The organism is Dyadobacter sp. AC419 (assembly GCF_979253085.1).
This window is the reverse complement of record NZ_CEEDCD010000020.1, coordinates 1-13,294: the sequence shown is the minus strand read 5'-3', so window position 1 is coordinate 13,294 and position 13,294 is coordinate 1. Positions and strand designations below refer to the sequence as shown.

At 43.4% G+C, this 13,294-nt stretch carries 14 protein-coding genes and 1 pseudogene; 14 read left to right on the top strand and 1 reads right to left on the bottom strand.

Annotated features, from left to right (window positions below):
- Window positions 1–3 precede the first annotated feature (3 nt).
- From AC0IYG_RS17005 to AC0IYG_RS16940, 14 genes and pseudogenes are all read left to right on the top strand, one after another.
- Entirely contained in the window at window positions 4–330 is a 327-nt protein-coding gene (locus AC0IYG_RS17005) for a hypothetical protein (protein ID WP_471712339.1), read from the top strand.
- Between the two features lie 40 nt (window positions 331–370).
- Window positions 371–2,365 (top strand): polysaccharide biosynthesis tyrosine autokinase, encoded by a 1,995-nt coding sequence (locus AC0IYG_RS17000; protein ID WP_471712338.1) that lies wholly within the window; start codon window positions 371–373, stop codon window positions 2,363–2,365.
- 34 nt (window positions 2,366–2,399) lie between these two features.
- Window positions 2,400–2,990 (top strand): serine O-acetyltransferase, encoded by a 591-nt coding sequence (locus tag AC0IYG_RS16995; protein WP_471712337.1) that lies wholly within the window; start codon window positions 2,400–2,402, stop codon window positions 2,988–2,990.
- An 11-nt stretch (window positions 2,991–3,001) separates the two neighbouring features.
- Window positions 3,002–4,330 (top strand): flippase, encoded by a 1,329-nt coding sequence (locus AC0IYG_RS16990; protein WP_471712336.1) that lies wholly within the window; start codon window positions 3,002–3,004, stop codon window positions 4,328–4,330.
- Window positions 4,331–4,348: 18 nt separating this feature from the next.
- Window positions 4,349–5,455 (top strand): acyltransferase family protein, encoded by a 1,107-nt coding sequence (locus tag AC0IYG_RS16985; RefSeq protein WP_471712335.1) that lies wholly within the window; start codon window positions 4,349–4,351, stop codon window positions 5,453–5,455.
- Window positions 5,455–6,408, top strand: coding sequence for a glycosyltransferase family 2 protein (locus AC0IYG_RS16980; RefSeq protein WP_471712334.1), 954 nt, complete (start codon window positions 5,455–5,457; stop codon window positions 6,406–6,408). Before AC0IYG_RS16985 ends, AC0IYG_RS16980 begins: the two co-directional genes overlap by 1 nt.
- Window positions 6,409–6,457: 49 nt before the next feature.
- Window positions 6,458–7,684, top strand: coding sequence for an acyltransferase family protein (locus AC0IYG_RS16975; protein WP_471712333.1), 1,227 nt, complete (start codon window positions 6,458–6,460; stop codon window positions 7,682–7,684).
- A 20-nt stretch (window positions 7,685–7,704) separates the two neighbouring features.
- Window positions 7,705–8,904, top strand: coding sequence for a hypothetical protein (locus AC0IYG_RS16970; RefSeq protein WP_471712332.1), 1,200 nt, complete (start codon window positions 7,705–7,707; stop codon window positions 8,902–8,904).
- A 36-nt stretch (window positions 8,905–8,940) separates the two neighbouring features.
- Entirely contained in the window at window positions 8,941–9,933 is a 993-nt protein-coding gene (locus AC0IYG_RS16965) for a glycosyltransferase family 2 protein (protein WP_471712331.1), read from the top strand.
- Between the two features lie 2 nt (window positions 9,934–9,935).
- Window positions 9,936–10,278: pseudogene (locus AC0IYG_RS16960) on the top strand (glycosyltransferase).
- A 53-nt stretch (window positions 10,279–10,331) separates the two neighbouring features.
- Window positions 10,332–10,724: a hypothetical protein gene (locus AC0IYG_RS16955; RefSeq protein ID WP_471712330.1), complete on the top strand. Its 393-nt coding sequence runs from the start codon at window positions 10,332–10,334 to the stop codon at window positions 10,722–10,724.
- A gap of 322 nt (window positions 10,725–11,046) precedes the next feature.
- Window positions 11,047–11,457, top strand: a complete 411-nt coding sequence (locus tag AC0IYG_RS16950; RefSeq protein WP_471712583.1) for a glycosyltransferase — start codon at window positions 11,047–11,049, stop codon at window positions 11,455–11,457.
- Between the two features lie 56 nt (window positions 11,458–11,513).
- Entirely contained in the window at window positions 11,514–11,780 is a 267-nt protein-coding gene (locus tag AC0IYG_RS16945; RefSeq protein ID WP_471712329.1) for a glycosyltransferase, read from the top strand.
- Complete coding sequence (locus AC0IYG_RS16940; protein ID WP_471712328.1) at window positions 11,719–11,886, top strand: glycosyltransferase; 168 nt, start codon at window positions 11,719–11,721, stop codon at window positions 11,884–11,886. The genes AC0IYG_RS16945 and AC0IYG_RS16940 overlap by 62 nt, the downstream gene beginning before the upstream one ends.
- Before the next feature lie 359 nt (window positions 11,887–12,245).
- On the opposite strand, the gene AC0IYG_RS16935 is transcribed toward AC0IYG_RS16940, so the two are convergent.
- Window positions 12,246–13,294 (bottom strand): hypothetical protein (locus AC0IYG_RS16935; protein WP_471712327.1); only part of this gene is annotated, 1,049 nt, incomplete at its 5' end.

Below are 13,294 nucleotides of genomic sequence, written 5' to 3'. Positions count from 1 at the left end.
TACATGAACACCCAGCAAATACCCTTAACAGCATTTCCTGCGTCAGGTAAAAAGAACCAGGCTGCCCAGATAGCAAATACGATCAAGCAATATCTTTATCACTGGCCGCTCTTTGTCATCGGACTGACGATTGCAGGCGGCTTGTTATTTCTGCACATTAAGAGAACAAGACCCGTATATCAGGTTAAAGCGACCATTCTGATCCAAGATGAGAAAAAAGCGCCTGGACAGCAGTCGCCCTTGCGCGAGATCGATCTGATCAGTTCTTCTAAATTGATCGAGAACGAAATTGAGATCCTGAAATCCAAAGCTGATCGGTCAGCTTATTAACGACCTCAACCTGGACATTGTTTACAAGCACAAGGAAGGTTTGGTTACGTGTGACCTTTATAACATTAGCCCGGTTAAGCTGAATCTTGTCACAAGATCCGGCGATTACGCACGTGCGAGCATTAGCATCAAAATAAAAGATGCAAACTCGTTTTATCTGATTATGCCGGACGAGACCACACAGGAGCTTTTATATAAGGACACATTGGAAAGCAGCTTCGGCAGCTGGAAACTGGAACCAACCAAGGCGCTTACCAAATTCCAGGACGAAGTGATCACCATCAGTATTGCCGATCCGGATCAGCTGGCATTGCAATATCAGAGCCTGATTGGCATAGGTTTATCTAATAAGCTTTCAACTGCATTGGTTTTGTCGATCGAAGACGAAGTCCCGCAGCGAGGCAAAGACATTCTCAACAACCTGATTTACAACTATAATTTATCTGGCAAGAAGGGCAAAATTCAGCAAACCAAAAATACGCTGGACTTCCTGGATCAGCGCATTGCATCACTGGCAGGCGAACTTACACAGGCTGAAAAAGGAATTGAAGGTTACAAAAGCAGCCGTGGCATGACAGACCTGAGCGCCGATTCGCAGATCAGTCTGGAAAATATGCAGGAGAGCGATACGCGCCTCAATGAGGTGAATGTGCAGTTAAGTGTGATTGAAGGCATTGAAAGATACATTAATGCGCCCGTTTCCTCATCGCAGGCTCCGACTACATTTGGCATTACGGACCTTTCTCTAAGCAAGCTGGTTGACAAATTGTCTGACCTGCAATTGCAACGGGAAAAGCTGTTGGCAACAACACCAGAAACCAACCCCGATTTCGATCCGATCAACCGCCAGATTTACATTACAAAATCAGCGATCAAAGAGAATGTTACGAACATCAAACGATCATTGCTGGGCACCAGATCAAAACTACAATCCATTAATTCAAGGGTAAAATCATCTATCAAAAGCATCCCTACGCAGGAGCGTGAATATGTAAGCATAAAAAGACAGCAGGCTACGAAAGAGAATTTGTACACTTATTTGCTGCAAAAAAGAGAAGAGGCGTCTGTAAGTTATGCCACCACATTAATGGACGATCATGTTGTAGACCAGGCTTATGCAGGTCCTCCAAAAAACAGTCAGCGGATTCTGGCGGCTTTGGCAGCTTTTCTGCTTGGATTGGGACTTCCAGCCGGTTTGATCTATGTCAGAAGCATGCTTAATGCGAGAATAACAACGCGTGAGCAGATTCTGGAACATTTGAAAACGCCGATTATCGTAGAGCTTCCTCTGGAAACGGATAATAGCCCGGTTACGGTTGACCCTAGCAAACAGAATGTGGTTAGCGAGCAATTCCGTGCGCTTCGCATTAAGCTGCATCATCTATTTGGCAAACGCGAATATGGCCGGGTTACGCTTGTTACTTCCAGCGTTCCAGGTGAAGGCAAGAGTTTTGTCAGCAGCAACCTGGCTGTTTCAACTGCATACTCGGGAAGAAAAACGATCGTGTTGGAACTGGATATGCGCAAGCCTAAGGTTGCTGATATATTCCGTCTACCAAAATCACATCCAGGCATCAGCGAATTCCTCAACGGATACACGCCTCAGAATGAGATCATTCAGCATTCGGCTAGTGAAGCTAACCTGCATTTTATCACAAGCGGAGAAATCGTTGCCAACCCATCTGAGCTGCTAGAAAAGAACCTGCTCGCAGAACTGATCGACAGCCTTAGATTAATGTACGACGACATTATCATCGACAGCCCTCCTATTCACCTGGTTCCGGATGCAATGATCCTCTCACGCGTTTCCGACATTACATTGTACATGATCAGACAGGGTTTTACAGAAAAATCTGAGCTGGACTTTATTAAAGAGCTTGATTACCAGAAGCAGCTGACCAACATTCACATTGTTTTCAACGGCATTCAAAGGGTCAAATATGGCTATGGATATGACTACGATGTCAACTATTACATGCAGAAAAAATCCAAACCGCTCAGCTTCATGTTCAGCGATTTCCGTGGAAGATTTTAATCAAGCATTCAGCCTTACCCTTCTTTAAAATACTGTGAGAAACTTATTTGTCATTTTCAACTGCATCAGGTGCCTGCCGCATATTGCGCTGTTTTACCTGCACAAGAATAAAAAGACGATGCGTGCGGATGTTGCGCGCTGGCTTCAGATCTTCGGGAAGGATTACAGCAATGTATTTGGTTTTGTCTATCTGCTTTCGTTTTACCCTGAGTTCCGGAACCTGTTTTATTACCGCGTAGGCTTCCTTCAGCATTTTTTCAAATTCCTTTGTCCGCCGATGTCAACGCTGTATTTGTACACGCCCCACATTGGCGAAGGGCTTTTCATCCAGCATGGTTTCAGCACCATTATCAATGCCAATTCGATCGGTAAAAATTGCTGGATCAATCAGCAGGTGACGATCGGATTTACCAACAACACGGACAGCCCGACATTAGGCGACGATGTAACCGTATATGCAGGAGCGAAAGTGCTTGGAAATGTATTTATCGGCAACAATTCAGTGGTTGGCGCCAATGCGGTTGTCGTAAAAGACGTCCCTAGCGACTGCACCGTTGTGGGCATTCCCGCCAAGATCATCAAGCGGAACGGAAAGCCGGTAGGCAGAGTCGAGTCAGTTATTTAAAATTCCAACAAGTGAACACCGCAAATTCTCAGAAACGATTAACGCGCAATATTATGTCGCTGACATTGGTTCAAATTGCTAATTATGGCATGCCGCTGATCTCAGTGCCCGTTATCTCGCGGATCATCGGACCCGAAAAGTTTGGCGTAATCAATTTTGCCGCAGCCTTCATCGCCTACTTTACATTGCTGATCGGTTACGGATTTGACCTTACTGCAACAAGAAAAATCGCCAAGGACCCAAGCAACGAAGCAAACAGAAACAAGGTTTTCAGCGAAGTTTTCACCACGCAATTGCTGCTGCTCGCCGTGGCATCGTGCGTTTTCTTCATTCTTATATACACCGTGCCGCGTTTGCAGATCAACAAGCAGGTGATGATTTTCTCCTTTGTGCTTTGCATTAGTGCCGTATTTACCCAAAACTGGCTTTTCCAAGCCATGCAGGACCTTTCGAAAGTTGCTATCTTCAATCTTTTAAGTAAAATCCTGTTCACCGTAGCCATTCTGATGGTGATTCAGGAAAGTGATGATTACATCTGGCAACCGCTTCTTTTCGGCGCGATTCAAACGCTGGTCGGACTGATCGCATTCGGATGGGCGATCAAACGATATAATATCAAGTACACGCCTGCTTCTTTGAAAAGGTGTATAAATGTGATTTGGGAAGAAAAAACGATCTTCTTTTCTCTCGTTGTTGTGAATTTATACACGACTACAAACACCTTTATCCTCGGCCTTTACCAGACCGCGGAACAAACGGGTTATTACACTGCCGGCCAGCGCCTGATCGTGATCGCGCAGTCGGTGCTGACGTTGCCGCTTACGCAGGCGCTTTATCCTTTTATTGGCAAAGCATTTGGTGAAGATCGCCAGCATGGCCTGCGGGTGGCGCAGAAAATCATCCCGCTTATTGTGCTTTTTACAGGCGCTGCAACGCTTTGCATGATCGTGCTAGGACCTATCATTATCGGCCTTTTTTATGGTCATAAGTTCGATGCGGCCATTCCGGTTTTCCAGATCCTTTCATTAGTTCCGCTGATCATTGCATTGAGCAATGTTTTTGGAATTCAAATCATGCTTAACCTAGGCATGGACAAATATTTCCTGAGAATCACCGCCCTCGGATCGCTTCTGAGCATTTCATTTAATATCCTGATGATCAAGGAGTGGGGTTATATCGGCACATCATTTAACTGGCTGATGACGGAAGTTTTCATTCTGCTGAGCATGTATGTGGTTTTGCGGAAACAAGGCATTAACCCAATCAATTTCGAATATTTCACGCCTGCGAGTTTCAAAGAATACCTGGCCCCGATCAAGGCCAAACTGTTTGTAAGATAAACCCCAAATCTCACGTTTATGAAGCTTTACTCTATTCAATTCTTGCGCGCATTGGCAGCGCTTCTGGTTGTTTACTGCCATTCCCTGGACCTTCAGTCCAAATATGCTGTTTCATATCAGCAAAATTTTCGCTTCCTGCAAGATTTCGGCGCCATCGGTGTCGACATCTTTTTTGTCATTTCCGGCTTCATTATCTCCTTTATCGGTTATGATATCAACGGCCGGAAAAGCATGTATCAGTTTCTAAAAAAGCGTTTTATCCGGATCAACCCTTACTATTATCTGGTAAGCATTGTGGCTTTCGGCTTTTTGCTGCAACGCCAGCAAGGCGAATTTTCTTTCAAAGCGATCGTCAAAACACTTACCATTCTGCCTGTTGAAATGGGATCTCAGATCTGGTGGCCGATCCTGACCATTGGCTGGACGCTGAGCTTTGAATGGTTTTTCTATGTGCTGTTCTCCGTGTTGATCTACAAACGCATTCAATCCAAAGAATTTTACCTGACCGGCATGCTGCTGGTGCTCGTTTTAATTGGTCAGATTATCCCTTCCAATCAGGTGATATTCAACTTTATCACGCACCCTATCATTCTTGAATTTGGCGCTGGTGCTTTGATGGGCTGGCTTTTGAGAAACAAAAAAGTTTCTTCCGGTCTGGCGGCAACATCATTGATCGCTGGTCTGGCAGGCTTTGCGTTGCTGATCACATTCGGCTATGGCCGGGTTTCTGAAATGGACGAAGTGCTGACGGGCCGCGTAACATTTGCAAGACTGTTCTATTTTGGCATTCCAAGCATTCTGCTTGTTTTCGGATGCGTTTTCCTTGAAACCAATGCGAAATTGAAAGGTCTCTGGAGCAATGGACAAATGCTTCTTCTGGGTGACGCTTCCTACTCTATTTATCTGGTGCACACCATAGCATTCTCTGCTTTGGGTTTGGTTTACGACCAATTCGGCATGCCTGCCGCCGCCGACCTTGTGGTGATGGTGCAGCTGGTGCTTGCCACGGGCATTGGTGTGATCTGCCATTTATCTATTGAAAAGAAAATTGTCCCTGTTTTCACCATGCTGGCTGATAGCGTTGAAAACATCTTCCGTAAAAACTACTCTTACTTGAAAGCCTGATGAACAATATTGCAGCAGTTGTAGTAACATTCAACCGATTAGAATTGCTTAAAGGCTGTATCAATGCCTTACGCCAGCAAACAGTGCCACCGGATGCGATCGTGGTTGTCAATAACGGCAGCTCCGACGGCACAGCGGCCTGGCTTGCTGAGCAGCAGGACCTTACATTGGTTAATCAAAATAATCTGGGCGGTGCCGGTGGTTTTTACACGGGCATTAAGGAGGCATATGATCAGGGTTACGAATGGATTTGGGTGATGGATGATGACTGCGTTGCAGACAAACATTGCCTTGCCAATATGCTCGCTTCCCGGACGTCCGACGAAGTGCTTTGCCTTGCGCCACTCGTTGTAGACCGCGACGGGAAAATTGACACACGTCACCGCGGTTGCTTCGACTTTTCACAAGGTTCCTCTTCGATTTACAGGCCTATTAATGAAGAAAACGAAGGCGATATCCTGGTTGATTTTGCCTCTTTCGTAGGGTTAATGGTGCATTCAAGTGCTATTAAGCAGGTGGGTTTGCCAAAAAGGGAATTTTTCATCCATAATGATGATGTGGAATATTGCCTAAGGCTGAATCAGGTTAGCCGCGTGCAGGTGAGTGTAAAAGCAAAAATTTATCACCTGGAAAATGCGACTGCCGGCGGTGAGCGCAAGACATTCCTGCATAAAGTGAATTACCGCACTCCTTTTGACAAGCTCTGGATCCGCTATTATGGCATGAGGAACATGATCTGGATCAAGAAGAAATATGTCTTCAACGACTCCAAAGCAACAAAATACAGAATGCTGCTCATGCTGACCAGATCTTTCCTTTCCGACTCAAAAGCCATCATCCTTTACGATGATTACAAATACAAACGGATGAGCTTCCATTTCAATGCTTACCGCGACGGCTGGAAAGGCGTTTTTGACAATGATCGCCCGAAAAGGATCGCTACGAGGAATTAAACAAGAAGTTTGCTCAACTAAAAAATAAACGGCCCCGACTCTTTAACAAATGAACAAGACATTAACACAAAATCCGGCCAGTGGCTTTGTCAGAAACAATACGCTTGACTTTATCAGGGCTTGCGCGGTGTTGCTTGTGATATTAAACCACCTGTATCCGCTGGTTTCTGCCAAGTCCGATCCGGTTGTGAAGAAGCTGGTTGGCTATGGTTTTTATGTGATCAACACCGGCGGATGGATCGGTGTTGACCTGTTCTTTGTGCTTAGCGGCTTCCTGGTTTCAGGACTTTTGTTCAAGGAGCATCATTTGAGCGGGAAAATTGACGCCGTGAGATTTCTGATCAGACGCGGTTTCAAAATTTATCCAAGCTTCATCGCATTGCTGCTGATCACATTTATTGTCGAAAGGACTTTTCTGAGCGCTGATTTTAAATTTGAAACCATCGCTTATCTCAAAGATCTATTCTTTGTTCACAACTATCTGGGCGGAAGATGGGCTCATACCTGGTCGCTGGATGTTGAAGAAGGCTTTTATTTCCTGCTAACAGCTATGTTTCTGGTTTGCATTAAATTCAACAAGCTTACCCTCAAAACTTTGCTCATTTCATATCTGACTTTGCTTGTTACAGGCATTGCTTTCAGGTTAATGGCCAACATCGAGCACCCGCAATATGATTTCCTGATGCATTTCGGTCGCACCCATTTCCGACTGGACGCATTACTGCTCGGCGTTGTGCTTTCTTATCTTTTTAATTACAGAAAAGAGAAACTGGGCGATTTTATCAAAGCGAATCAGAAATGGATGGTGCCTTTGGCAGCGGTTATGCTCGCGCTCAATTTTGTTTTGCCTTATTGGGAGTTCAATGTTGTGTCGGTCATTTTCCTTTCTACCAATGCAGCCTGCTTCGGCGTGTTGCTGATGGCAGCCCTTTTTCAGAAAGACAACATTGCATTTTTTAGCAGCAAAGCGGTCGCATTTATTGGTCAAAACTCTTACTGCATTTATCTCTGGCATGTGCCCGTGAATGTGTATCTGCTGCTTGCTTTCAAAAAAGCCGGCATCGCGACGCCCTTTACCAGCGTTCCGCAGTGGCTTTTGTATGCGGCTCTTTACATCGGACTTTCGCTTTCTGCCGGGATCGTTTTTACAGAGATCATTGAAAAGCCGTTCTTAAAAATCCGTGAAACATTTTTCCCTTCAAAAAGCTCCTCTAAAACTGCCAAGCCAATAATTGAAAGCGACGTAACATTGGCATACAACAAGCATTTGGCTTGACCATGAACCGGACTGAAACCATGAATAATTTTAAATATTACCATTACATCTTCATCTTCCTGCTTGTCCTATTTTCGCTGAACTATTTCTCAGCAAAAATTGCAAGCTCGGGCGTGCTCAAAAATCTGAGCTATGCATTTGTGCTGGGAACGATCCTGATGTCGCTCCCGCATTTTTTCCGGAAAGGGGGTGGCTTCATTTTGCCTGTGCAGGTGTTGTGCTTCTCGGTGGTGTTCTCGATTTTGATGGCTTATATTTCTTGGGGGCAGGCACTCAGTTACAGCGTGAGCTCTATTCCGTATCTGGTCTGGTTTTCGTTCTTTTTCTTGCTCTATAAAAAGTATCCAATCGCGATGCTGGAACGTGTGGTTATGGTGTTCGGAGTGGCTTACATTATACTTTACCTGTTCCAATTCACGCATAGCGACACCGTTTATTTCGGTTTCAGAGAAGAGTTTGTTGAAGACCGCGGCATCGTGCGCATCCTGTTTCCGGGAGCCGGCGTTTTCTTTCTGGCGTTCTTTATCGCATTGAACAAAAGCCTTGAAAAAAACAGCTACAAATGGTTTTACATCGGCTTCGTGCTGATGGGTGTGGGCGTAACGCTTTTGCAGGTGACACGCCAGTCCATCGGTCTGATCGCCGTTATCCTGATTTATCATTATGGCAAAAAAGCGTCATTAGCGATGAAGTTGGGCATGGTGGCGATGTTCATCGTCGGGATCGTTTATCTGCAAGGCTCTGACATTTACAAAGGACTTGCCGAAACGCAAAAAGAGACGGTTTCGGACGGAGACAAATACATCCGCGTGCTTGCCGGCGAATATTTTATCAATGACTTTTCACCCAACACGCTGTCCAGGATTTTTGGAAACGGGCTGCCGAACAACACCTCTTCTTACGGCGCCTACACGACTTACCTTGAAGATGTCTATGGTTTTTACCTGTCTGATGTGGGCATTATCGGCGTGTATGTGATGTTCGGCGTTCTTGCGGTGCTTGGTTACATCGCCATTTTCATCAAATCCTTCACGATGCGGGTGCCGGAAAACTATTATTATCTCAAATATTACACGTTGCTGCTGCTGGTTACAAGCCTTACTTCCGATGCAGTGTACTCGCATAACTTTATGATATGCAATGTGTTCGTGCTTTACATTTATCAGTATTTGTTACGAAAACCAGCAGGAATATATCGCGCAACACCAGGTGGTTGTTGAAAATCCAATCATGCACCCAATCCTGTAACGCAAACCATGAAAGAGCAATTAGCAATCGTTATTCCGGCATATAAAGCCGAGTTTTTAAGGGAAGCACTCGAATCGATCGCGGCGCAGACCAGCACGAAATTTCACCTCTATATCGGGGACGACAACAGTCCGCAGGACCTTTACAGCATTGTCCGGGATTTCGAAACGCGCATTCCCCTTACTTATAAGAAATTCGAAACCAATGTTGGCGGCAAGGATCTGGTAAGCCAGTGGAACCGCTGCATTGATATGACGCAGGATGAGAACTGGATCTGGCTTTTTTCAGATGACGATGTAATGGGTGCGGACTGTGTTGAAAGCTTTTTTGCAGCGCTGGATCAGAACGATCAGACAGACCTGTTTCATTTCGACATTAAGATCATCAACCAACACAGCGAGCTGATCAAAACTTGCAATCCATTCCCTAAGCAACTCGCTGTCAATGATTTTTTTGAAAAAAGAATTCAGCGCCAGATTAACAGCACGGTGGTTGAATTCATTTTTTCGAGAGAAATTTATCAGCAGTCAGGCTTTATCAACTTTGATCTGGCGTGGTGCTCAGACGATGCAACCTGGATTGCTTTTGGTCATAAAAAAGGCATTACGACGATTCCTGGCTCAACGGTTTATTTCCGTGACAGCGGCATTAATATTTCCTCTGATCTCAAAGACAAAAGCATTGTACAGCGCAAGCTCAAATCGAATGTTGCTTACATCATTTGGGTAAACAGGTTTTTCAAAAACAACGGCATTGCAGAAACTACATCGGAATTCACCAAGCTCCGCTGGATCTGTTCTACGCTGCTGCTTTCGCAATCCTTTACCATTGCTGAAAAAACGGCATTGCTGAAAAATGTTTTGAATGAGTTGGGTGCAACCAAATTGCTCGTGCCAGCCAAAATATACATGTATTACTTAGCCTTGAAACCGCTATTAAGTTCCGCTGAAAACATCAAACCAACTCCTTCGCTGCCAAAGCGCACGGTAACTCTGAACTAATTATGAGCTTCAACATTAATATGCCACTCCTATCCATTATTGTTCCCGTTTACAATAAGCAGGATTACATCGACTCGTGCATCGATTCGATTCTGAAACAGCGGTTTACAGATTTCGAACTGATCCTTGTAAATGACGGCTCAACCGACGAATGCGGTGCCATTTGCGACCGCATCGCACGCCAGGATAACCGCATTTTGGTGATCCATCAGAAACAACCAGGGCGTGTCCAGCGCCCGTAACACGGGATTGGGCATTGCGGTTGGAAAATACATTGGGTTCGTGGACTGCGACGATGAGCTCGAAGTGGATATGTACGAATTGCTCGTGGAAAATGCACTTTAGACGCCAGGCTGACATCTCCATCTGCGGCACGCGCAAGATATTCCCGCATAAAGTTGAAATGTTCTACGGAACGGGAAAAACGAACGATTTTTAACCGTGCGCAGGCAATTACTGCACTCCTAACAAAGGATTTTTCGCACAGCGCTAACGACCGGGTTTGCACTGCCGAGATTGCGCGCAGCATTAAGTTTGAAGGCAGCATGTACGAAGATACATTTTATAATTTCCGGGCGCTTAACCTTGCTAACAAGATTGTATTTGATGATCAGGTTAAATACAACTACATTGTCCGGGAGAACTCTGTGAGCATGACCAAATTCAGCACTAAATACATGGATACGGTAACGTTTTCTAAAAAGATGGTTGAAACCTGCGAACAAAGCCTTCCTGAAATCGTGAGAACGAAAAGACCAAATATTTCGATCTCATCACCAACATTTCATTAATCAATCTCATATTCATTTCTGGGAAGACAGAAATATCTTGCTGAATACAAACAAGCGAGTGAGAACCTGGTTGCCTATTATCAATATATGTTTAAAAGAGCGATTAAAAGCGAAACATCGTTATGCATTAAAGCTTTTTCTAAAACAAGCCCGGCCATGTATGAATTTCTGATGAAAGCATATATCAATCTGGCTAATGCTGATGTAGCAAGGAAAGTCTAGAATCTCTTATTTAATATCAGTTACGCAGACCCTACTCAACAATTCAGTAAGCCTAAAAAGATGATTTCCAATAGCATTTCCAGACAAGTTTTAACCGTTGGTGAGGGATATCAGCCACCGCTGGGCGGCATATCAAGCGTTTTGTCTACTTATTCAAAACACTTTTCTGATTTCAAGTCTTGTCGCAACTTATAATTTACAGATCGGGAAAATAAGCAATGTGTTTTATTTCCTGCTAAGCCTGTTAAAGCTTGGCGCAAAGTTGCTGACGGATTCAGAAATTAAAGTCGTTCACATTCACGGCGCGCATTATGGAAGCTTTTACAGGAAGTTTTTGGTGTTTCTGGTTGCTAAGATGTTTTCAAAAAAAGTCATTTATCACAGCCATGGATCTGACTTTCACATATTCTACAATAATGCCAATGGCTTTACCAGGAAATTAATCAGGATATTTTTCGAGAACATTGATCTGGTAATATGTCTTTTCAAAGCAATGGAAAACATTTTTTGAAGACAATTTCAAATTGAAAAGCATCATTGTTCTTGAAAACATAATTGATCCTGCTGATGCATCAATTATCAAGAAAGAAATCAGATCGTTTACAATTGCTTTTCCTTGGGTTTATTGGTGAGCGCAAAGGGATATCTGATCTGCTTGAAGTTATCCGTGATAATAAGACATATTTCCAATCGAATCTTCAATTGACAATTGGTGGAAACGGTGAAACCAAAAAGCTGGAAGCATTCATAAAAGAAAATCAGTTGGAAGATATTGTCTCGTTTAAAGCATGGACATTCAGGACAGGAAAAGAAAACATTATTGCAGCAAAGTGACGTTTACATTTTGCCATCGTATAATGAAGGTTTACCAATTTCTATTTTGGAAGCGATGAGCAAACAGCATGCCGATCATTTCGACAGCTGTTGGTGGAATCAGTGAGGTATCTAACCAGCCATGTAAATGGATTTTTAATTAATCCGGGTGACGCCGATGCCATCTTGAACAGCATTAAGGCTTTCATTGACAATCCAGAATTAATAGAAGAAATGGGCAGGAAATCGAAGCAAATAGTTACGCCTTATTATGTCCAGCTTCCGTTATACCCAAGCTTGAATCTGTTTATCAACAAATACTAATGGTTTAGAGAGAATTTCTCTGCCATTGATTACAAAATTAATTTTTTAACCTCATTACTAAATCGCAATCTTATGTGTGGAATCGCTGGAAGCGTAAATTGCAAATTAACAACCCAAAGTATTGACCTGACTCCAGCCACAGAGGGCCTGATTCGCAAGCACTTATTGAAATAGAACTTGGTAACAACCGCATTTATTTTGGTCATACACGGCTTTCAATCCTCGACTTATCGGAAGCGGGAAGCCAGCCGTTGTTTTTTTTTTTGGGGGGTGGTGGCCAGAAAAAAAAAAAACGGTTGGCTGCTCACAACTTCTTTGGAGGGAGAGAGAGAAAAAAAAAAAAGAAAAAAAAAAAAAAAAAAAAAAAAAAAAAAAAAAAAAAAAAAAAAATGCCACCTGCCAGCCTGTGCCATGGCATGCCATGGCGGGGAACCTGCCAAAAAAAAAAAAAAAAAAATTTTTTTTTTTTAAAAAAAAAAAAAAAAAAAAAAAAAAAAAAAAAAAAAAAAAAAAAAAAAAAAAAAAAAAAAAAAAAAAAAAAAAGCACCTGCCACCTGCCATGCCATGGCTGCCATGCCATGCCATGCCATGCCATGCCATTTTTTTTTTTTTTTTTTTTTTTCCATGCCATGCCTGGGAGGGAGGAGCTGATGCCATTTTTTTTTTTTTTTTTTTTTTTTTTTTTTTTTTTTCTCTCTCTCCAGCCAGCCTCTGCCATGCCATGCCTCTGCCTCCTGCCATTTTTTTTGTTTTTTTTTTTTTTTTTTTTTTTTTTTTTTTTTGTTTCTCTTGCCATGCCACCTCCAGCCTGCCTGCCTGCCATGCCATGCCATGGCCTGCATGCAAAAAAAAAAAAAAAAAAAAAAAAAAATTCCTCCAGCCTGCCTCCCCAGCCTCCAGCGCCTGCCACCATGCCATCCAGCCTGCCATGCCATTGTGCCATGCCAAAAAAAAAAAAAAAAATGCCTTGAATGCCATGGGATTTGTGTGCCTGGCTGCTGCCATGTGTGTGTGTGTGTTTTTTTTTTTTTTTTTTTTTTTTAATTTTTTTTTTTTTTTTTTTTTTTTCTGTGTTGCCATGCCTGCCTGCCTCCATGTTGATTGTGCCTGCCTTTCTGCCTGCCATTTTTTTTTTTTTTTTTTTTTTTTTTTTTTTTTCTGCCATGCCATGCCACCTCCATGCCAGTGAACATGATCATGATGCCATGCCT

What these genes read in the sequence shown, in the direction of transcription:
- AC0IYG_RS16965 (WP_471712331.1), top strand. Translation starts at nt 8,941, where the DNA reads ATGAAAGAGCAATTAGCAATCGTTATTCCGGCATATAAAGCCGAGTTT.
- AC0IYG_RS16985 (WP_471712335.1), top strand. Translation starts at nt 4,349, where the DNA reads ATGAAGCTTTACTCTATTCAATTCTTGCGCGCATTGGCAGCGCTTCTG.
- AC0IYG_RS16945 (WP_471712329.1), top strand. Translation starts at nt 11,514, where the DNA reads ATGCATCAATTATCAAGAAAGAAATCAGATCGTTTACAATTGCTTTTC.
- AC0IYG_RS16975 (WP_471712333.1), top strand. Translation starts at nt 6,458, where the DNA reads ATGAACAAGACATTAACACAAAATCCGGCCAGTGGCTTTGTCAGAAAC.
- AC0IYG_RS16980 (WP_471712334.1), top strand. Translation starts at nt 5,455, where the DNA reads ATGAACAATATTGCAGCAGTTGTAGTAACATTCAACCGATTAGAATTG.
- AC0IYG_RS16970 (WP_471712332.1), top strand. Translation starts at nt 7,705, where the DNA reads ATGAATAATTTTAAATATTACCATTACATCTTCATCTTCCTGCTTGTC.
- AC0IYG_RS17005 (WP_471712339.1), top strand. Translation starts at nt 4, where the DNA reads ATGAACACCCAGCAAATACCCTTAACAGCATTTCCTGCGTCAGGTAAA.